Source organism: Dokdonella koreensis DS-123, assembly GCF_001632775.1.
Taxonomy (GTDB): Bacteria; Pseudomonadota; Gammaproteobacteria; order Xanthomonadales; family Rhodanobacteraceae; genus Dokdonella; species Dokdonella koreensis.
The window spans coordinates 4,041,562-4,061,630 of sequence record NZ_CP015249.1; the positions used below are offsets into that span (position 1 = coordinate 4,041,562).

A 20,069-nucleotide genomic window follows, 5' to 3' on the forward strand; every position below is an offset into this window, starting at 1 on the left:
ATGCCCACGCGCGGACCGGCATCGTGCCGCGGTCGGAACGGACGACCGGCCGCGTGCATCAGGGGGCATCGAAGGCCGGCGTGCAAGCGCCGGCCTTCGCATGTTCTTGCACCCCGGACGGCGCGGCCGCAGGCCGGCCGCCATCGCCGTAGAATGGCCGCACCGCACCGCTCACCGGAGCCGCCATGAACCGCTCGCCGATCCGCCGCGTTCTTCCGTTGGTCCTCGCCTGGCTGGCCCTGCTGGCCGTCCCGGCCGCCGCCGCCGATACGACCCAGGCCGCCGACGGCATCAAGGAAACCCTGTCCCGCAGCGTCGAGTCGGCGATCGAGCAACTCGGCAAGCCCGACGGCTTCCTCGCCGACCAGGCCGTGCGCATCGCCGTGCCCGATCAACTGCAGTCCGTCGCCAAGGCCGCGCGCAAGCTCGGCCAGGGCAAGTACGTCGACCAGCTGGAAACCGCGATGAACCACGCCGCGGAGCAGGCCGTACCGGCCGCGGCCGAGATCTTCGGCGACGCGATCCGCGCGATGTCGGTCCAGGACGCCGTCGGCATCGTCGGCGGCAAGCAGGACGCGGCCACCGCCTATTTCCGCCGCACCAGCGGCGACGCGCTGCGCCAGAAGATGCTGCCGCTGGTCAAGCAAGCCACCGACTCGGCCGGCGTCACCAAGGCCTACAAGCAGCTGACCGAGAAGGGCGGCGGCATGCTGGGCAACCTCGGCGCCAGCAAGGACAAGCTCGACATCGACCGCTACGTCACCGACAAGGCGCTCGACGGCTTGTTCCACACCATCGCCGAGCAGGAAGCGGCGATCCGCGAGAACCCGGTCGCCACCGGCAGCGCGCTGCTGAAATCGGTGTTCGGCGGCTGAGCGCACCCCGACAGCGGAGCTCTCGACTCAACTAGTTCGCAACGCGCGGCTGCGGGGGCCGCGCCTCGTGCAATGGTGAACCAGTCCAAGCACGTTGCCTCGCATCAAATGGTGCGAAACCTGTGAGCAATGACGGGAAGGAGTGCCATCGCTCCGCCCTTCTCCGCATGGATGGCTATGGAAGCCGCGTATTGGCGGAGCGCCTGTTACGCCCTCCAAAGGCGCACATCCTCTCTGCACACGATGGCCATCAACTGAGTGGCACTTCTAGCATTTGCCGCGCTCATTCGCAATTCATGAGCACGCAGAGATTTCCTTTCTGCCGCCCAACAAGGCTGATCTGCTTGTGAGTGGCACCTCCATCCAAAGATATGACGACCTTCATGTCCTGGTCATCGAATGTGCCAAGCTCTCCTATCAGCTGCTTTATCGTCTTGCCTCTGTTTACCCACGCAGGCACATTCTTTTCTTCCGGTGCGCTCATGCTATTCCCCAACGCGGTCTTGAAAGACCGGCATTGTAAGTCCAGTCCCTGATGCGCTTGAAGGCCAAGCCTTCGAGGGAGCCAACAAGCCCTATCCACCGATCTCCTCAAGCTCACCTTCGAGCTGCCGCCCCCACGCTTCCAGCGCATCGAGCAACGCCTGTCGATCGGACTGCGCCGGATCGGCGCGCAAGGCGGCGATCTGCGCGAAATAGTCCTCCAGCGTCAACCCGGTCAACGGCGTCGGCCGCAGCAGGCGCTCGCGGCGGAAGGCTGTCCAGCGCGCGGTCTCGTCGGCGTCGAGCGTCTCGGGCCAGTTGCGCGCGCGATAGCGGAACAGCAGCTCGGCATAGCGCGGATCGCGAAACGCCGTGGCGTGCCGGGCCAGTTGCTCGGGCGGCGTACGGCGGACCTCGCGCAGCAAGGCGCGATCGGCATCGGGCAGGAAGCCGCCGTACAACGCAAGCTCCGGATCGACGGCGGCCTGCGCGTCGCGGGCCAGCGCGAAGACCTGCCGCACCTTGGCAACCAGGCCCTCGGCGGTGCGCAAGCGCTCCAGATTCTGCAAGGCCTGGTCCAGGTCCAGGCCGATGCGTGCGGTATCGATGCCGCGCGCCGTGGACAGCGGCGCGAGCGCGGGGGAACGGTTGGCATGGATCGCCTTGAGGCCGATGCGCTCGACGCCTTCGGGCAGGTCGGCACGCGGCGTGAAGACGCGGTCGGCGATGGCTTCGGCATCGAGCGCGATCAGCTCGCCGGGATCGTCGGCCAGGTCGACGACTAGGACCGCATTGGGCAGGCTCGGGTGCATAGCGACTGGGGCGATCGGCGCGAGGCAGCCGCGGCTGGCCGGATAGCGCGAGGAGACGTGCAGCAGCGGCGTCATCTGTGCGACGTCGAGCAGCTCGAAGACCCGCTGCTTCCGGCGCAGCGCGAACTGGTACTCGAACAACCGCGGCTGGCGCAGGCGGATCAGGCGCGCCAGTCCGATCAGCGCCTCCACGTCGGACAGGGCTTCGTGGGCGCGGGTCTGGACGATGCGGTTGGCGGTAGCCAGGTCCTCGAGCCGGAAGCTCGGGCTGCCGTCCTCGCGCTGCGGCCAGGCGATGCCGTCGGGCCGCAGCGCGTAGCAGATGCGCGCCAGGTCGATCAGGTCCCAGCGTGAGTTGCCGTCCTTCCACTCGCGCTCGTACGGGTCGAAGAAATTGCGGTACAGCAGGTGGCGGGTGAACTCGTCGTCGAAGCGGATCGAGTTGTAGCCGACGACGCAGGTGCCCGGCGTGCTCATTTCCTCGTGGACGCGGGCGGCGAAGTCGGCTTCGATGACGCCGTCGTGCTGCATGCGCTGCGGCGTGATGCCGGTGATCAGCACGGCCTGCGGATGCGGCAGCACGTCCGGCGCCGGGCGGCAGTGGAAATCGACCGGCTCGCCGATCGGCTCCAGGTCCGGCGTTGTGCGGATCGCGGCGAACTGCGCCGGGCGGTCGCGGCGCGGGTCGGCGCCAGTGGTTTCGTAGTCGTGCCAGAGAAAGCTGGTACTCATGACGGCTCCTGCCTCGGAGAAGGCGCCGGTGCTTCGCCGGCGCGTTCCAGCACCGGCGGGGCGGCGGATTCGACGATCAGCGTATTGATCTGCGCGATGTCGCGCAGCACGTCCAGGTGCACGGCGCTGGTCTGCAGCGTGTCGGTGCGGCCGCTGCGCAGCCGCTCGAAATGTCGGTCGGTGGCCTCGCTCTCGGCCCGGTCGAACGCCGCGCGTTCCGCGTACAGCGCGTGCGCGCCGCGCAGGTCCTCGGTGGTGAACAGCGCGGCGGCCATGCGCAGGTTCGGGACCAGATGGTCGAACAAGGCCAGCAGCTCGCGCTGGCCTTCCGGCGAGAAGGCCATGCCCTGGCGCAATCGCTTGGCCGCATGGCCGCGCAGGCCACGGTCGACGACATCGCCGGCCTGCTCCAGGTGGGTGGCGAAGCGCAGGATGTCGTTGAGCCGCCGGTGGTCGGCCGCGCCGAGCTCGTCGATGTCGAGCGAGACCAGGTAGGTCTTGATCGCGGCGTTGAGCCGGTCGAGCACGTCGTCCAGGGCCTGGATCGGCGTGGCATCCCCGACGCGGCTGCCCGGCTCCAGCACCGGGCGCACGGCGGCCAGCATGCGCTCCAGCGCGTCGGCCATGCGCAAGGCCTCGCGCGTGGCGTTGCCGAGCGCGACGACCGGTAGCTGGCGCGCGGCGGGATCGAGATAGACGGGCCGGCCCGGATCGTCCGCGATGGGGCGATCGGGCAGGAGCCGGCGCAGCAGCCCGGCATACGGCACCAGCAGCGGCAACAACAGTACCGCCAGGGCGAGATTGAACACGGTGTGGAAGTCGGCCACGGCTCGCGCCGGCTCGGCATGCCAGGCGGCGGAGAAATCGACCAGCAGGGGCAGCAACGGCAGCAGCGCCAATGCGCCGACGACCCGGGGCAGCAGGTTGCCGACCGGCACCCGGCGGCCGGCCGGATCCGGACCGGAAACACCTTCGAGCACGGGGTTGATCGCCGTGCCGATGTTGGCGCCGAGCACGAACGCGAACGCCGCCTCCGGCGCGACGACACCCTGCGCCGCGAGCGACATCACCAGCAGCACGACGGCGACGCTGGAATGCACCGCCCAGGTGATCGCGGCGGCGAGGACGAGGTTCAGCACCGGCATCGACGACACGGCGCCGAGCAGCGCACGCAGGGCCGGGGCGTCCTCGTAGCGGCTCATCGCGCCCAGCAGCTGGTGCAGGGCCAGCAGCATCAGCCCCAGGCCGATGAACACGCGGCCGAGGTCGTGTGCGCGCGACCCGGCCCCGCGCCGGAACAGGACCACGCCCACCAGGATCAGGACCGGCGACAACGCCGCGACGTCGAACGAGAACACCTGCACGATCAGCGTGCTGCCCAGGTTGGCGCCCAGCATCACCGCGAGCGCGGGCACCAGCGCGACGACGCCGCGGTTGGCGAGGCCGGTGGTCATCAGGCCGGTAGCGGTACTGCTCTGCAGCAGCGCCGTGATGCAGGCGCCGGCCACGAATGCACGATCGCGCCGGCGCAGCGCAGCGCCGAGCAGGGACCGCAGCCGCGGGCCGTAGGCACGCTGCACACCGGTTTGGACCATGTGCGTGCCCCACAGCAGCAGGGCCACGGAACCGGCGAAGTCGAGCAGGGCGATCAGGAACGGCATGCGGCCGCAGTGTGCCGCAAGCCGGCGCACTTTGCCGAACGGTGGGGACGCAGACGCTAGCGGTGCGGTGCCTGTGCGACCGCCGCCGGACCGTCCTGCACGGCCTGGCGCAGGGCGTGGTAGCGGACCCGCACCGGTGCCTGGTCGACGAAACGGTCGTTGAGGGACGGCGCCACGGCATCGAGCAGCTGCCGCGCATCGGCGATGCGGCCGGTGTCCACCAGGAGGCCGGCGAGGTCCACCTGCACCTCGACCACCTGCGAACCGTTCTCGCCGAACTCGGCACGCAGCAGGTCTTCGGACCGGCGCAGCGCTGCCTCGGCCTCGGCGTTGCGCCCGAGCGCCTGCAACACCAGTCCGCGTGCACGCATCACGACGGCGACGCGGTACTGCTGCTCCGGCGGCAGTGCGGCGATGGCCTTCTCGGCCTGCGCGAAGTACGCCAGCGCATCGGCGTGGCGCCCGCGCCGGCGCATCCACTCGCCGAGGTGAAACTGCTGGCGCATGCGCTCGGAGCGCAGGACCATGTCCTGGTCGTCGCCGACGATGGCCTTGGACAGCAGCGGCCATGCCTCGTCGAGGCGCCCCAGGAGCAGCAGCGAACGCCCCAGGTTCTGGCGGAACGTCGCCAGCCGCGGACTGGGACCGACGCCATCGGCCTCGCTGAGCTCGAGCACTTCGCGGAACATCGGCTCGGCCGCCGCATGGTCGCCCATCGTTTCGAGCAGGCTGGCCAGGTTGTTCAGCGCGACGAGATAGCCGGCGTCCTCCTTCTGGCCGCGCATCGCCGCGACGATGGTCGAGAACTCCGCGGTGGCCTCGCGCAGCCGGTCCTGGCGATAGAGCGAGCGCCCCAGCTCGTTGCGCACGGTGGTGATGCGCGCGCTGTCGGGTGGATAGCGGTCCACGCGCGCGGCCAGCATCTCGCGCAGCAGCCGCTCGTTGGCGGCGATGTCGCCCTGCGCATAGACGATCTGGCTGAGGTGCCCGAGCGCGCTGATCAGGAGATCGTCGTCGGCCGCCTTGATCCGGCGCAGGATCGCCACCGCGCGCTCGGCCGTCGCGCGTGCCTCGTCGAGCTGGCCGCCGGCCGTCAGCGCGTTGGCCAGCATCGAGGCGGCGACCGCGGCGTCCTCGCCGTCCGGCCCGCCGGCGAGTTCGGCCAGCGCCAGGCCGCTGCGTCCGGCGGTGACGGCTTCCTCGTTGCGGCCCAGGTTGGTCAGGTAGAACGCCTTGGAGCCGAGCAGTTCGGCCATCTGCACCGGCTCGGTGCCGATGCGCTCGAACAGGCGGCCGGCTTCCTCGACGTGCGTGGCGGCAAGGTCGAAGCGCTGGGCGAGCGCATAGCTGCGCGCCAGCTCCTGCAGCAGCGCGGCCATGCGCCGATCGTCGGCATCCGTCTCGCGCTGCAGCGCCACGGCCGCCTCCAGCGTGCCGATCGCCTGGTCGGTCAGGCCCAGCCGCTCGTAGATGTCGCCGAGCGCGCCGAGCAGCCGGATGCGCTGCAACGGCCGGTCCGCCAGCCGGTGGTCCAGCTCGGTCCGGCCGCGATCGACCAGGTCGCGCGGCGTGACCGGCCGATCGCCGCTGCTCTCGGGGGCAGCCTCCTCGAACAGCGAGACCAGGTACTCGATGACCTGCTCTGCGGTGGCCGACTCGCTGCGCGCCTGCGCCTCGGCGCGCAGTGCGCGGTCGCGCTCGACCGCCAGGCGCCAGGTGAAGACCAGGGCCAGCGCGATGCCGGCCGCGGCGGCCGCCACGCCCCAGCGGTGACGCCGCGCGAACTTGCCGAGGCGGTAGCGCAGGCTGTCGGGCGCGGCCTGGATCGGCTGGCCGCGCAGGTAGCGCTCCAGGTCGTTGGCCAGCGCCTCGGCCGAGCCGTAGCGACGGTCCGGTTCCGGATGGGTGGCCTTGCCGATGATGATGTCCAGGTCGCGGTCGACGCGTGCCTGATCGGGCAGGGCCATGCTGCTCGGTGCCGGCAGGCTGCCGTCGGCGGCAGGGGCCGGCACCTGGTCGAGCACCAGCTCGTACAGCAGCGCACCCAGGCCGTAGACGTCGGTGGCCGTGCTGACGGGGCGGCCCGCGCGCTGCTCCGGACTGGCGTAGGCCGGCGTGAACCAGGGCACGCCGGTCTGCGTCTGCTGGCCGGAGTGCTGCGCGTCGAGCAGCTTGGCGATGCCGAAGTCGAGCAGGGCCGGCGTGCCGTCGTCGCGCACCAGGACGTTGGCGGGCTTGAGGTCGCGATGGATCACCAGCCGCTGGTGCGCGTAGTGCACGGCCCGGCAGATCTGCTGGAACAGCCGCAGGCGCTGCCGCCGCGGCAGGCTGCGGCTCTGGCAGTAGCGCGTGATGCTCGCGCCCTCGATGTACTCCATGACCAGGTACGGCTGGCCGGCGTCGCTGGTGCCGCCGTCGAGCAGGGCCGCGATGTTGGGGTGGTTGAGGTCGGCCAGGATCTGCCGCTCGCGGCGCAGGCGCTGGCGCGCATCGGCGGTGGCGATGCCGCGGATCAGCTTGATCGCCACCTGGCGGTCGAACTCGGCATCGACGCGTTCGGCCAGGAATACCGTGCCCATGCCGCCGCTGCCGATCTCGCGCAGCAGGCGGTAGGAGCCGAGCCGGGTTCCGCTCTCGGGCTGGTCGCCGAGGTCCTCGGCGACGCCGCGCAGGCGCTCGGCGATGCCGTCGTGCACGGTGCTGTCGGCGTCCGCCAGCGACAGCGCCTCACGGCGCAGGTCCGGATCGGGTTCGCGCTCGGCCAGCCAGGCCTCGCGTTCGCCGGGCGCGACGGCGATCAGCGCATCGAACAAGGCCTGCAGGCGCTGCCAGCGGTCCTCGCTGTTCATGCCTGCATGCGTTCCTTGAGCCAGGCCCGGGCGAAGCGCAGGTCGCGATCGACGGTGGGCACCGAAAGACCGGTGACCGCGGCGATCTCCTCGCGCTTGAGCCCCAGCAGGTAGTGGAACTCCACGATCTCGTGCTTGCGGGCGTCCAGCGCCTTGAGCGCCTTCAGCGCCTCGTCCAGCACCAGGGCGTCGTTGCGCTCGTCGGCGATGCCGTCCGCCGCCGACAGCGTGACGTGCACCTGGCCGCCGCCGCGCTTCTCGCTGCCGCGCGCACGCGCCGTGTCGATCAGGATGTTGCGCAGCGCGGCGCTGACCACGCCGTAGAAATGGCGGCGGTCGCGCCAGCTGACATCCGCCTCGAGCAGGCGCATGAACATCTCGTGCGCCAGCTCGGTCGCCTGCAGCGTGACGCCGGCATCGACCTGCCGCAGGTGCTTGCCGGCCATCGCCCGCACCTGCGCATAGACCATCTCGGTGAGCCGGTCGGCCGCCGCAGCGTCGCCGTCGCTCCAGGCGTGCAGCAACACGGTCACATCGCGACGGGTGGCGGCGGAGTCAGCGGACAGGTCGGTCATGGCTACGACGGACTTCAGGCAGTGATAGGAAATTCCACGTGCCTGCGTCTTGGATCAGCAGGCGGCGGCATGACCGCAGCGACCACGGGAGCCACCGCGCCATGCCGGCACGGCCGCCCTCTTGTACCGGACCGTCCGCGCCACAGCCAGTCCCGAATGGAAGGGACGGCGTCCACTTTCGACCCTTTGTAACGGAGTGCACCATGATACCCGTCCGATCCGCCCTGCTGACCTGCCTGCTGACCAGCGCGCCGTTGGCCGGCGCCGCCACGTTCACGGTGTCCAGCCTCGCCGACAGCGGGCCGGGCAGCCTGCGCGACGCGATCGCCCAGGCCAACGCCAGCAGCGGCGAACCGCACCTGGTCCAGTTCCAGCCGGGGCTGGCCGGCACCATCGCACTCGGCAGCGAGATCCGCATCAGCCGCAGCCTCAACGTCCAGGGACCGGGCGCCCATCTGGTGACGGTCGACGGCAACGAAACGACGCGCCTGTTCCGCGTCCAGCGCACCACCGGCGAGCCACGCACGGTCAGCCTGAGCGGCCTGACGCTGACGCGCGGCCGTGCCGACGACGGCGGCGCGATCTGGGCCAATGACGACAACCTCACGCTGGCCGCCCTCACGCTTTCCAACAACAGCGTGACCAACCACGGCGGCGCGATCTGGATGACCGAGGCCGACCTGACGCTCGACGGCGTCGTGGTCGTCAACAACCGCGCGCCGGAAGACGCGCAAGGCTCCGGCGGCGGCATCTACTTCACCGCCGGTACCGCCACGATCCGCCGCAGCTACATCGCCGGCAACCGCGCCTCGTTCGGCGGCGGCCTGCGCCTGAGCTCGCCGCGCGTCCACGCGGTGATCGCCGATACGCTGATCCAGGACAACTGGGCCGGCCACACCGGCGGCGGCGCCGTCATCGGCACGGTTTCCAGTCTGCGCATCGCCAACAGTGCCTTCGTCGGCAACTCCACCGGCCAGACCCATGGCGGCGGCCTGGAACTGGTGGTCTCGAGCAGTCCCGGGGATGCCGGCGCGGTGATCGAGAACACGACCTTCTCGGACAACCGCTCGCGCCACCAGTCCGGCGTCGCCAGTGCCTTGTCGGTGAGCAACGGCACCACGGTGATCCGCAACAGCACCTTCGCCTACAACAAGAACGGGCCGACCCACGCGGTACCCACCGGCGCCGGCGGCGCGCTGTGGGTCGCCGGCACCGCCACCACCGTGACGCTCGAAAGCACGCTGTTCAACCACAACACCAACGGCACCAGCACCGTGCCGGCGATCGACCTGTCGCACCTGTCGACCTCGCCGCAGACGCCCAGCAGGGTCCACGTGCGCAACTCGCTGTTCCATACCCTGCCCGAGGCCGGTGCGATCAACGGCGAGTCGGTGGCCAACCTGTTCGCGACCGACGCGCAGCTGCGCCCGCTGGCGATGCACGGCGGCGGCCTGGGCTTCATCCCGGTGCATGCCCTGGCGCGGACCAGTCCCGCGGTCGACGCCGGCTCCAACCCCGGCAACCTGACCACCGACCAGCGCGGCCCGGGCTTCGTCCGTGCCTGGAGCGACCCGAACCTGGCCAACCAGGCCGCCTCGCGCACCGACATCGGCGCCTACGAGCTGGGCGGCGACCGCATCTTCCTCGGCGACTTCGAACAGCGCTGAGCCGCTCCCCCGGTGCCCGTGCCAGGGACGGCACGGGCATTCTCCCCGCCGCCGCGGCGATGCGCGTAGCGGGACCGGAGCGGGAGGCAAGGCCGGCGTGTTCCGGGATCCCGCCGCAGCAGGCAGAATAGGCGCTTCGGACCGGCGGACGAGAGACGATGACGGTGGCGCAGGCGCACGAGGACAATCTGGTCTGGATCGACCTGGAGATGACCGGGCTCGACACCGACAGCGACTCGATCCTCGAGATCGCCACGATCGTCACCGACAAGCACCTGACGGTCCTGGCCGAAGGGCCGGCCTTCGCGCTGCGGCATCCGCTCGAACGCCTGGAGGCGATGGACGACTGGAACCGCACGCAGCACGCCCGCTCGGGCCTGTGGCAGCGCGTGATCGAATCGGACATCGACCTGGCCACCGCCGAGGCCCTGACGGTCGAATTCCTCGCCCACTGGGTCCCGGCCGGCAAGTCGCCGATGTGCGGCAATTCCATCTGCCAGGACCGGCGCTTCCTGCATCGCCTGATGCCGCGCCTGGAGCGGTTCTTCCACTACCGCAACCTGGACGTCTCCACCGTCAAGGAGCTGGCGCGGCGCTGGGCGCCGGAGATCGGGCGCGGCTTCGTCAAGGAAGCGGCCCATACCGCGCTCAGCGACGTGCGCGACTCGATCGACGAACTGGTCTACTACCGGCGCTTCATGGGGCCGCTCGCGGGCCTGGGCTGACGCGGCAGCGCCTGCCCGGCCCTCCCGGGCGCATCAGCCGGACGCCACGTCCACCTTTTCCTCGTCCTTGCCGTCCGCCTTGTCCTTCGCCGCGGCGATGAAGCGGCGTACTTCGCGCTCGAGCACCGGCAGCGGCACCGAGCCGAGCGCCAGCACCGCGTCGTGGAACGCGCGGATGTCGAAGTGCGTGCCCAGGGTCCGCTCGGCCTCGGCACGCAGCTCGACGATGCGGATCTCGCCGAGCTTGTAGCTGAGCGCCTGCGCCGGCCAGGAAATGTAGCGGTCCACCTCGGTCGTGACCTCGTGCTCGCTGAGCGCCGTGCGGTCGCGCAGGTAGGCCAGGGCCTGCTCGCGGCTCCAGCCCTTGTGGTGGACGCCGGTATCGATCACCAGCCGCGCCGCACGCCACATCTCATAGGTCTGCCGGCCGAATTCCTCGTACGGCGTCTCGTAGATGCCCATCTCCTGCCCGAGCTTCTCGGTGTAGAGCGCCCAGCCTTCGCCGTAGGCCGAGATGTAGTTCTTGCGCCGGAACTCCGGCTGGCCGGTCTGCTCGTTGGCCAGCGCGCCCTGCAGCGAGTGGCCGGGCGCCGATTCGTGCAGCGTCAGCGCCGGCAGGTTGTAGAGCGGACGCGACGGCAGGTCGTAGGTATTGACCCAGTACGTGGTGGCGCCGCCCCGGCCCGCCGTCCAGAACGGCGCGATGTCGGCCGGCACCGGGACGATCGTGAAGCGCCCGCGCGGCAACAGCCCGAAGAACCGCCCCAGCTGGCCGTCCACGCGCTTGGCGATCCACGCCGCGCGCATCAGGAGTTCTTCCGGCGTCTTGGCATAGAACTGCGGATCGCTGCGCAGGAAGGCCAGGAACTCGGGGAAGCTCCCCTCGAACCTGGCGTCGCGCATCGTCTGGCGCATCTGGCCCTCGATCCGCTCGACCTCGGCCAGGCCGATCGCGTGGATCGCCTCCGGATCCAGGTCCAGCGTGGTGTACTCGCGGATCTGCTGGCGGTACCAGCGCCGGCCGTCCGGCATCGCCTCGGCCGCCAGCGTCGTGCGCGCCTTGGACAGGTACTCGCCACGGAAGAACTTCAGGAGCCGGGCATAGGCCGGTATCACGTGCCGGCCGAGCGTCTCGGCCGCCTCGCGCCGCAAGGCCGCCTGTTCGTCCGCCGGGATCGAGGCCGGCAGCACGCGGAACGGCTGGTAGAACGTGCTTTCGGTCGGGTCCTTCAGTTCCGCCACCGCGGCGATCGACACGTCGCGCCCGTCCAGGACCGCGCGCGGCACGCTGAAGCCGCGCTTGAGGCCGCGGCGCATGTTGGCGATCTGCTCGTCGAAATAGCGCGGCACGTCGTCGAGCTGGGCCAGGTAGCCGCGGTAGTCGGCCGCGGTCCGCATCGGCCGTCGCGTCATGAATCCCAGGTCCGACCAGAACGACGAGTCGCTGTTGAACGGCATCTCGTAGTCGCGGAACCGCACCGACGCCGCCAGGTTCTCCACCTGCGGCCGATAGACCGCGTAGTTGATCTTCTCCTCGTCCGACAGCGCTTCCGGGTCCAGCGCGTCGAGCTCGGCCAGGACGCCCTCCCAGACCTTGAGCCGCGCCTTGTGCGTCGCCGGATCGACCGACGGCAGGCGGCGGCGCGCCGTCGTGTCCTCGCCGTCCTCGTCGCCGGAGAACTCGGCGTTGCGCCAGGTCCATTCCCGCGCGGTGATCGCACGGAACGCCTCGTCGGTCTCGTTGGCCAGGGCCGGCGCCGTGCCGAAGGCGCCAGCCAGCAAGGAACAGAACGAAAGCCAGATGATCAGACGTGGCATTGCGAATCCCGACGAATCCAAAGTCGCGATCATCGCACCGAATGGACCGTCTGCCGCAGCCGGCCGACACGATGGGACATGGCTGCTGGTATAAATCGCCCCGGCACCCGAGTCCCGGGACGGGGGGAACGAATCTCATGAGAAGCACATGGCGCGCAGGGATCGCCCTGATGACCACGCTCGTGCCGGCGCCCGCACTTGCGCTGGGCGTCGGCCCCTGGTCGCCGAATCGGTCGATTCGAACGGCCAGCCCGTACTCGGCTTCTGCGGCAGCACGCGGCTGTCAGTCACCGGCCGCCATCTGGTGTTCGCCTGCAATCAACCCGAGCTCCTGCAGAATGAGCCAGACGTGCCGCAGAGCGGCCCGGCAACCCACGTATTCGCTCGCGATCGCCTCACGGGGCGCATCGAGATCGCCGACGTCGACGACCAGGGGCGCTATTACGCGCAAAGCGCACGCTACGGATTGGTATCGGCGGATGGCCGCTACGTGGTCTTCGAGTCGAGAGCGCCGCTGATCCCGGAGTTCGATTGGCCGGCGATTTCGCCCGGACGCTCATACGTCTACCTGCGCGATACGCTCGGCGGCACCACCGAGCTGATCGCCCGGATGGCCGACGGCAGCATTCCGGAGTACGCGATGTGGCAGAGCGGCCTGCCCGATTTCGAGCGCGGCGAAGTCCTACTGTCCGGCCAGACCGATCTCCTCACCGGCGAGTTCACGCCGTACGGGGGCAGTCTGTTCGTACGCAATTGGCGAACCGGCGCCGTGGAACGCGTCACCGTTGCGATGAACGGCGCTCCGAGCCACGGAGGGCCCGGTGTGCTGTCCGCCGACGGGCGATACGTCGTCTTCACGTCGAGCGCCGACGACCTCACCGATGACAATCCACGAGGCTTGCCGAATCTCTTCATCCGTGACCGGCAGGCACGAACCACGCGGCGCTTGAGCTTTCCGGCGGGCGGCGGCGAGTTCGAGACACCGCTTTCGACGGACGGGTCGCTGCAGCTGACTGCCGATGGCCGCTATCTGGTGTTCACCAGCTCCAACCGCGAACTGGTCGAGGATGGGGAAGCGTTGCCGTACTCGAACGTGTACCTGATGGACCTGACCGACGGCTCCGTGAGGCTGGCTTCGACCGGCTCGCGTGGACAGCGTCCCGATGGCGCCAGCGCCAGCGGACGCATCAGCGCGGATGGTCGCTATCTCGCGTTCGCGACGCGCGCGACCAACCTGCTCGACACGCCGCAACGACCGGGCGTGTACGTCAAGGACCGCCTCACCGGCGCACTGGTGGACGCATCGGCATCGCTGGGTGAGATGCCCGAGTCCGGCCTGCCGGACCTCGACCTGTCGGCCGATGGCTCGACGCTGGCCTTCACGTGGATCGACAGCGCATACCCGCAAGGCGATCCGCGCCGGCAGCAGATGTACTCGGCCACGCTTCGGGGCGATCCTGTGCCCGCCGATCCGATTGCGGTTCCATCCACGGCGCGCCCCGCCTGGTTGGTGCTGGCGGGCCTGTTGACCTGGATCGGCGCTGTGGCGATACGACGTGACGGCCGGTCGCCGCGTTCGCGCGGAAGTGGTGCATCACGCCGTTCGGCCGCACTTCTGGGACTGGCCGTCATGACGGCGGCATCCGACACGTCTGCGCTGGAAGTCGGCGCTCCGGTGCTGGAGTCGTACGGGTCGGACGGCCAGATCGTCATGGGCTTCTGCTGGACAGGAGGGGTCTCGCCGAATGGCCGATACCTCATCGTCACCTGCAACCATGCGGGCCTGCGTGAAGGCCCCGGTGAGGAGCCACTGAGCGATCCGCCGAGACACGCCTACCTGCGCGACCGCCATACCGGCCGGGTCGACATGCTGGACCTGGACGACCAGGGACAGTATCACCCCTATCACGGCTGGGGTCTCAAGGCCTCGCACGACGGTCGATACGTCGTCTTCGTTTCGAACGCGCCGCTGACGCCCGAAACCGATTGGACGATCTTCGATTTCGGCCGAGCATTTGCCTATCTGCGCGACGTGCACGAGGCTACGACGCATCTCATCGCACGCAGAGCTGATGGAGCAGCCCCAGAGTTGAGTACCTCGGCGCTGGACGCCAATTTCCTCACGAACGAGGTGCTTCTGAAAGGCCGGACCGATCTGATCGGCGGCGGAACGACATCGGGAGAAAACCTGTACGTCCGGAACTGGGTAACGGGTGCAATCGAACTGATCTCGATAACGCTGGATGGGCGTCCCATCGAAGGCTACTTGTGGGAAGCCACCGCGTCGACGGATGGACGCTTCGTCGCCTTCGTCTCGGCAGCGAGCGAACTCACGGACGACAATCCGGCCGGCTTCGTCAACATCTTTCTGCGAGACCGGCGCATGCAGCACACGCGCAGGCTGACGTTTCCCGCCGGTGGCGGTGAATTCTCCACGCACATCCAGCCCTACGACCTGCAGTTGACGCGAGACAATCGCTATCTCGTGTTCACGGCACACGGTCAGGAACTGGTGGTCGGCGGGGGCGATCTGCCGATGCGAAACGCCTATCTGATGGATCTTTCCGACGGCAGCGTCGAGCTGGCATCCATCGGTGCGCAGGGCCAGCACCCCGACAGCTATACCGAGCAGGTTCGCATCAGCGCCGATGGGCGTTATCTCGCATTCGCGACCCGCGCGACCAATCTGCTCGACACGCCACAGCCAGCGGGCGGCGTCTACGTCAAGGATCGCTGGACCGGGCGGATGATCAACGCGACTGCCACACTGAATGGAGGGCCTGACTACTACCCGCCGAGCTTCGATCTTTCCGAGGACGGCTCCACCCTGGTGGTCAACTGGACCGACACCACCTTCATCCAGGGAGATCCGCGGCGATTGCGCATGTACAGCATCGCCCTGCGCGGTGATGCGCCTGCTCCGAGCCCGCAGTCCGTTCCGGCGCTGTCGGATGCATTCCGGTTGATCCTGCTCGCTGCATTCGCAGCCGCCGGATGGACCGCCATCGGACGAAGGGGCCGGGCGCGGTCTCGCATGCCACGGGACTGATCGCCGACGCCCCGGCGCCTTCGGCTCCGCCGCTTCCCGGCGACGGCGACTGTTTTCAGCCCGCAAACGTCCCGTGGAACCCGAGCGGGAACGTGTACGGCAGCCATGCCTCGGCCAGCGGGCCGTCCTCGACGTGCTCGGCATCGAGCACCGCGATGCCGGAGCGGCCGCGGGCGCTGTCCAGCAGGGTGCCGAGCAGCCAGCCCTGGCCGGGACGGCGGCTGCCGGGACGCGGCACGAAGACGTGCTCCTCGGCCAGGACGTGATCGCCGTAGCGGTGGACCATGCGGCGATCGCGTTCCGGGTCGAAGGCCATCACCGCGTTGAAGTACGGCACCGCCGGATTGACTTCGGTCGGCGCATAGAGAATGGCGGGGCGATCGCCGCGCGTGCGCGTGTCGAACAGCGGGAACTCCATGACGTGCTTGGCGTGCAGTTCCCAGCGTGCGCGTCCGCTGCGCAGGTCCAGGTGCAGCGTGCGCAGGTGGCCGGAGGTCGGTGCTTGTTCCTGTTCGCCGCGCATCGCCCCGGCCATCGGCGAGCCGGCGCCGACCGGGTCGGTGTGACGCACCGCACGCACCTGGATCCGGCCGTCGCGCTCGAAGGCATCGCCGAAGTGATAGATCGCGGCGAAGTCGACCTCGAACCACTGCGCCGTGTCGGGCGCGGACTTGGGCACCACCGCCACCTTGCACGGCAGGTCCGGCGCGAAGCGCAGGCTCTCGAAGAACGCGCCGCCCTCGGTCCGCCGGAATGGCATAAGCACGAAAACCAGATGACGGTCGGTCATCGCGAAGCTGTGCAGGTAGGCGCTCTGCTCGACCGCCAGTTGCGTGGCGCTCATCAGCCTGCCGTCCTTGCCGATGCGCCAGACCAGCAGGCCGGAGCCGCCGAGCAGGGAGATCGAGCCGAAGTTCCAGAGCGTGCCGTCGCGCTCGCGCAGCGGATGTGCCGAGAACGGTGCCAGTGCCAGGTCCTCGCGCCAGGTCGTCGGCCCGCGCGTGACCAGGGAATCGGGGTCCAGCTCGAAGGCCGAGCCTCCTTCCCAGAGCGCGAACAGGCGGCCGTCCACGACCATGACCGAGGTATTGGCGACGTTGGCATCGTCGTTGTTGCGGACCGCCAGCGCATTCGGGATCGTGGTGCCGACGGCCGGATAGAGGAAGCGCCCGGCGGCCTGCTCGCGCGTGAACTTCGGCGTGGCGACCATGCGCGCACGATGGCTGACCGCCCCGTCGCCGAGGCGCCAGGCATGCACCATGCCGTCGCCGTCGAACCAGTGCGAATAGCGGAAGCCGTCGCGCTCGAACCAGGCCGGACCGTTGCGGTACAGCGTGCCGGCCAGCCCCTTGGGCAGCCGGCCCTGCAGCGTGGCCGCGGTCGGCCCCAGGGACTCGCTGTCGACGCTCTTCCAGCCGGCCAGCCACGGACGCTGGCGCAGCCCGGCCGCGAAGCGGGCACTGCCGTCGCTGCCGGTGGCGGCGTGCAGCAGTGCCGGTGTGCAGGCCAGCGCGGCAGCGCCGGACAGCAGGTCACGAAGGAAACGGCGGCGGTTCATGGCGGACCTCGCAGGCAAGGACAGGGCGGAGGGCAATCAGCGCAGGTGCACGACGAGCGTGGCGCCGTCGGCGGCGAGCTCGAACCGGGCCTCGTCCCAGGTCGGCTTGCGCATCACCGGCGGGTTGTTGCTGAAGCCGTAGCCCTCGATCGGCATGCCGACGAAGTTGGTGTCGAGCTTGCCGTTGTCGTTCTCGTCGTGCATGACCTGCACCGCATAGGCTCCCGGCGGCAGGTCGGCGAAGCGGAAGGTGGCCTGCGTGCCGGCGGCCGGGGCGGCATCGACGGCGGCGGGCTTGGCCTTGCCGTCCCACCCCTCGGCCGAGCCGATGACGGCGATCTTCAACTGGCCGGTCTGGACGCGGATGTCGCTGACGGTCACGGTCAGGTCGGCGGCAGCGGCGCTGCCTGCGGCCAGCATCAGGGCGAGAAGCGCGGGGCGGACGATCATGGCAGGCTCCGGGGCGAAGGAAGGGGCGGTCTGTACGGGACCAGTCTGTGCATCGGCCGCCGTCGCGGGCAGATGCCGGGCGTCACCTTCGCGACCTGCCGGAAGTCACCTTCGCTGCCGGACGACTTGAGCGCGGGCGGCGCACACGCGATGCTGGCGGCCCGCCCGCCTCCACGCCCCCGATGCGTCCCGCTTCCGTACTCCCCGCGCTGCGCCGCCTGGTCGAGCCGCTCGCCCTGGCGGGCCTCATCACCTGGGCAGCGATCTTCGCGGGCGTCCTGCGCTATTCGTCCGACGCACTGGACCCGGCGCTTGCGGTGCTGCTGGCCAGCTTCGGTGCATGCCTGCTCGTCAGCATCCTGGTCGAGGAGTCGACGCCGCCGGCCTCCTGGCAGCGCGTGCTGGTCCTGACGCAGGTGCTGATCGCGCTGCTGACCTGCATGGTCACGCGCGAGGTCCTCGCGGCGGTGCTGCTGGTCATCGCGGCGGCGCAACTGCCGGCATTGATGTCGCGACCGGCCTGGATCACCGTACTGGTGCTGGCCAACATCGCGCTCTACCTGATCCTGAGCCGGCTGTGGGGAAACTCCACACCCCTGCTGTTGACCGTGATCCACATGGGCTTCCAGATCTTCGCCGCGGCCACCGCGCTGTATGCGCACCAAGCGGAGACCGCGCGCGCCGAACTGGCCCAGGTCAACGCGCACCTGCTGGCGACCCATTCGCTGCTGGAGGAAAGCGCACGCGACCGCGAGCGCCTGCGATTGGCGCGTGAGCTGCACGACGTCGCCGGCCACACGCTGACGGCACTCAAGCTGCAGCTGGCCCTGCTGGCACGCGATCCCGCCGGTGCGCCGCCGGCGGTGACGACGGCCGCGACGCTGGCCGACAGCCTGCTCGGCGACATCCGCGGCGTGGTCGGCCAGCTGCGCCAGGCCGACGGCCTGGACCTGCGCCAGGCGATCACGCAGCTGGCCGTGCCGATCCCGCGGCCGGCAGTCCACCTGGACCTGGCCGAGGATGCGCGTGTCGACGACATCGGCCAGGCGCAGGCCTTGCTGCGCGTGGCGCAGGAGGCCCTGACCAATGCCGTGCGCCACTCCGGTGCCGGCCAGGTATGGCTGCGGCTGGCGCGCGACGGGCGCAGCCTGGTGCTCACCGTATGCGACGATGGCCGCGGCGCACGCACGCTGCGCATCGGCCACGGCCTGGCCGGCATGCGCGAACGACTGGCTGCGGTCGGCGGTACGCTCGCCATCGACGCCGAGCGCGGCTTCCGCGTCACCGCGCGGGTGCCGCTGACATGACCGGGTCCTGTGGAGCACCCCGATGACCGAGCCCGTCCTGCGCATCGCGCTCGCCGACGACCAGGCCCTGGTGCGGGCGGGACTGAAGTCGCTGCTGGAAAGCCTCGGCGGCGTCGCCGTCGTGGTCGAGGCGGCCGACGGCAACGCCCTGCTCGAAGCGCTGGCGACGACGCCGGTCGACGTCGTGCTGTCGGACATCCGCATGCCGGGATTGTCCGGACCGGACGCGCTGCGCGCCTTGCGCGCACGCGGCGACCGCACGCCGGTGATCCTGCTGACCACGTTCGACGACAGCGCCCTCCTGCTCGAGGCGGTCGAGGCCGGCGCCCAGGGCTTCCTGCTCAAGGACGCCGCACCCGAGGACCTGGTCGAGGCGATCCGCGCGGTCGCCCGCGGCGAGTCGCTGCTGCAGCCGGTGGCGACCGAACCGGTCCGCGCACGCTATGCCTACCGCGAGCAGGCGGCGCCGAAGACGCACTTCACCGAGCGGGAAGTCTCGATCCTGCGCCTGCTGGCCGGCGGCTACTCGAACAAGGAGATCGCACGCTCCTTGTTCCTCGCCGAAGGCACCGTCAAGAACTACGTCTCGGACATCCTCGACAAGCTCGAGACGCGCGACCGCACGCGCGCCGTGCTCAAGGCGATCACGCTGCGGGTGATCTGAGTCCCGCCGGTCACCCCTCGATCGCCGCCGGATCGATGCCCGCGGTACGCAGGTAGGCACCGATACCGCGCTCGGGCGTGTCCGGAAAGACCTCGCCGGTGGCCTCGAACGTGGCGATGCGGTCCGGCCGGAAGTTGCGGAAGTCGGCGCGCAGCCGGCACCAGGTGCCGAGCGTCCAGACACCGCCCCAGCAGGCCAGGCACAGCGGCTCCACCTCGCGCAGGCTCGCGCGGCCGGCCTCGTCGCGGTAGTCCAGCCGCAGCACCTGCTGTGCCGCGATGGCCTCGTGCAGGCGGTCGATCAGGCCGTTCTTGGAGGCATAGGCCGGCGCATAGATGCGTGAGCGCATCGCGCGCTCGCGCAGCTCCGGCGGCAGCACCGCCTCGATCTTCAGCAGTGCCGCCTGTGCGCCGGCATTGAGCCGGCCGCCGGCGAACGCGCGTACGAACCGAGTGCCGACCACCAGCGCCTCGATTTCCTCGGCGGTGAACATCAGCGGGGGAATGTCCGACCCCTTGCGCAGCACGTAGCCGATGCCGGCCTCGCCCTCGATCGGCACACCCGAGGCCTGCAGGTCGGCCACGTCGCGGTAGACGGTACGCAGCGAGACTTCCAGCGTCTCGGCCAGTCGCCGCGCCGGCAGGGCGGTGCGGCGGCCGCGCAAGGCGTGGATGATGAGAAAGAGACGGTCGGCGCGGCGCATCCGCCGATGATCGCCGCTGGCCGGCCGGCTGGCAAAGAACCGCAGCACCGTTTCGTGGACGGGCCGCCGGGCGACACGGCAGCGCGGCCCGGCCGGTGGCCCGGGGAAACCGCAGCGGGATCGGAGCGCAGCAGCGGGGGC

General features: G+C 70.0%; 15 protein-coding genes. 6 read left to right on the top strand and 9 right to left on the bottom strand.

Features of this window, described 5'->3' with window-relative positions:
• Positions 1–185: 185 nt before the first annotated feature.
• The gene (locus tag I596_RS16505) at positions 186–875 is read left to right on the top strand and encodes a DUF4197 domain-containing protein (protein WP_067650454.1); all 690 of its coding nucleotides are present in this window, start codon (positions 186–188) and stop codon (positions 873–875) included.
• A gap of 283 nt (positions 876–1,158) precedes the next feature.
• Here the strand turns inward: I596_RS16505 and I596_RS18240 are convergent, their stop codons facing one another.
• From I596_RS18240 to I596_RS16525, 5 genes are all read right to left on the bottom strand, one after another.
• Positions 1,159–1,359, bottom strand: coding sequence for a hypothetical protein (locus tag I596_RS18240; RefSeq protein ID WP_083965665.1), 201 nt, complete (start codon positions 1,357–1,359; stop codon positions 1,159–1,161).
• A gap of 91 nt (positions 1,360–1,450) precedes the next feature.
• Positions 1,451–2,902: an exodeoxyribonuclease I gene (gene sbcB / locus I596_RS16510; protein ID WP_067650456.1), complete on the bottom strand. Its 1,452-nt coding sequence runs from the start codon at positions 2,900–2,902 to the stop codon at positions 1,451–1,453.
• Positions 2,899–4,563: a Na/Pi cotransporter family protein gene (locus tag I596_RS16515; RefSeq protein ID WP_067650458.1), complete on the bottom strand. Its 1,665-nt coding sequence runs from the start codon at positions 4,561–4,563 to the stop codon at positions 2,899–2,901. The genes sbcB and I596_RS16515 overlap by 4 nt, the downstream gene beginning before the upstream one ends.
• Before the next feature lie 56 nt (positions 4,564–4,619).
• Entirely contained in the window at positions 4,620–7,412 is a 2,793-nt protein-coding gene (locus I596_RS16520) for a serine/threonine-protein kinase (RefSeq protein WP_067650460.1), read from the bottom strand.
• Positions 7,409–7,987, bottom strand: coding sequence for an ECF-type sigma factor (locus tag I596_RS16525; RefSeq protein ID WP_067650462.1), 579 nt, complete (start codon positions 7,985–7,987; stop codon positions 7,409–7,411). The genes I596_RS16520 and I596_RS16525 overlap by 4 nt, the downstream gene beginning before the upstream one ends.
• A 203-nt stretch (positions 7,988–8,190) precedes the next feature.
• Here I596_RS16525 and I596_RS16530 point away from each other — a divergent pair, with 203 nt between their 5' ends.
• Together I596_RS16530 and orn are read left to right on the top strand one after the other, a co-directional pair.
• Positions 8,191–9,654 carry a right-handed parallel beta-helix repeat-containing protein gene (locus tag I596_RS16530; RefSeq protein WP_067650464.1) on the top strand — a complete coding sequence of 488 codons (1,464 nt, stop codon included), beginning with the start codon at positions 8,191–8,193 and terminating at the stop codon, positions 9,652–9,654.
• A gap of 158 nt (positions 9,655–9,812) precedes the next feature.
• On the top strand, positions 9,813–10,379 hold the full coding sequence (gene orn, locus I596_RS16535; protein WP_067650466.1) for an oligoribonuclease: 567 nt from the start codon (positions 9,813–9,815) through the stop codon (positions 10,377–10,379).
• Between the two features lie 33 nt (positions 10,380–10,412).
• On the opposite strand, the gene I596_RS16540 is transcribed toward orn, so the two are convergent.
• Complete coding sequence (locus tag I596_RS16540; RefSeq protein ID WP_067650468.1) at positions 10,413–12,197, bottom strand: DUF885 domain-containing protein; 1,785 nt, start codon at positions 12,195–12,197, stop codon at positions 10,413–10,415.
• Between the two features lie 148 nt (positions 12,198–12,345).
• Here I596_RS16540 and I596_RS16545 point away from each other — a divergent pair, with 148 nt between their 5' ends.
• Positions 12,346–15,246: a TolB-like translocation protein gene (locus I596_RS16545; RefSeq protein WP_150132223.1), complete on the top strand. Its 2,901-nt coding sequence runs from the start codon at positions 12,346–12,348 to the stop codon at positions 15,244–15,246.
• A 55-nt stretch (positions 15,247–15,301) separates the two neighbouring features.
• On the opposite strand, the gene I596_RS16550 is transcribed toward I596_RS16545, so the two are convergent.
• The gene (locus I596_RS16550) at positions 15,302–16,804 is read right to left on the bottom strand and encodes a carotenoid oxygenase family protein (RefSeq protein ID WP_067650472.1); all 1,503 of its coding nucleotides are present in this window, start codon (positions 16,802–16,804) and stop codon (positions 15,302–15,304) included.
• 36 nt (positions 16,805–16,840) lie between these two features.
• On the bottom strand, positions 16,841–17,254 hold the full coding sequence (locus I596_RS16555) for a DUF2141 domain-containing protein (protein WP_223303857.1): 414 nt from the start codon (positions 17,252–17,254) through the stop codon (positions 16,841–16,843).
• Positions 17,255–17,436: 182 nt separating this feature from the next.
• Here I596_RS16555 and I596_RS16560 point away from each other — a divergent pair, with 182 nt between their 5' ends.
• Positions 17,437–18,561 carry a sensor histidine kinase gene (locus tag I596_RS16560; RefSeq protein WP_067650474.1) on the top strand — a complete coding sequence of 375 codons (1,125 nt, stop codon included), beginning with the start codon at positions 17,437–17,439 and terminating at the stop codon, positions 18,559–18,561.
• 22 nt (positions 18,562–18,583) lie between these two features.
• Positions 18,584–19,225, top strand: coding sequence for a response regulator transcription factor (locus tag I596_RS16565; RefSeq protein WP_067650476.1), 642 nt, complete (start codon positions 18,584–18,586; stop codon positions 19,223–19,225).
• 10 nt (positions 19,226–19,235) lie between these two features.
• On the opposite strand, the gene I596_RS16570 is transcribed toward I596_RS16565, so the two are convergent.
• The gene (locus tag I596_RS16570) at positions 19,236–19,928 is read right to left on the bottom strand and encodes a helix-turn-helix transcriptional regulator (protein ID WP_067650478.1); all 693 of its coding nucleotides are present in this window, start codon (positions 19,926–19,928) and stop codon (positions 19,236–19,238) included.
• Positions 19,929–20,069 lie beyond the last annotated feature (141 nt).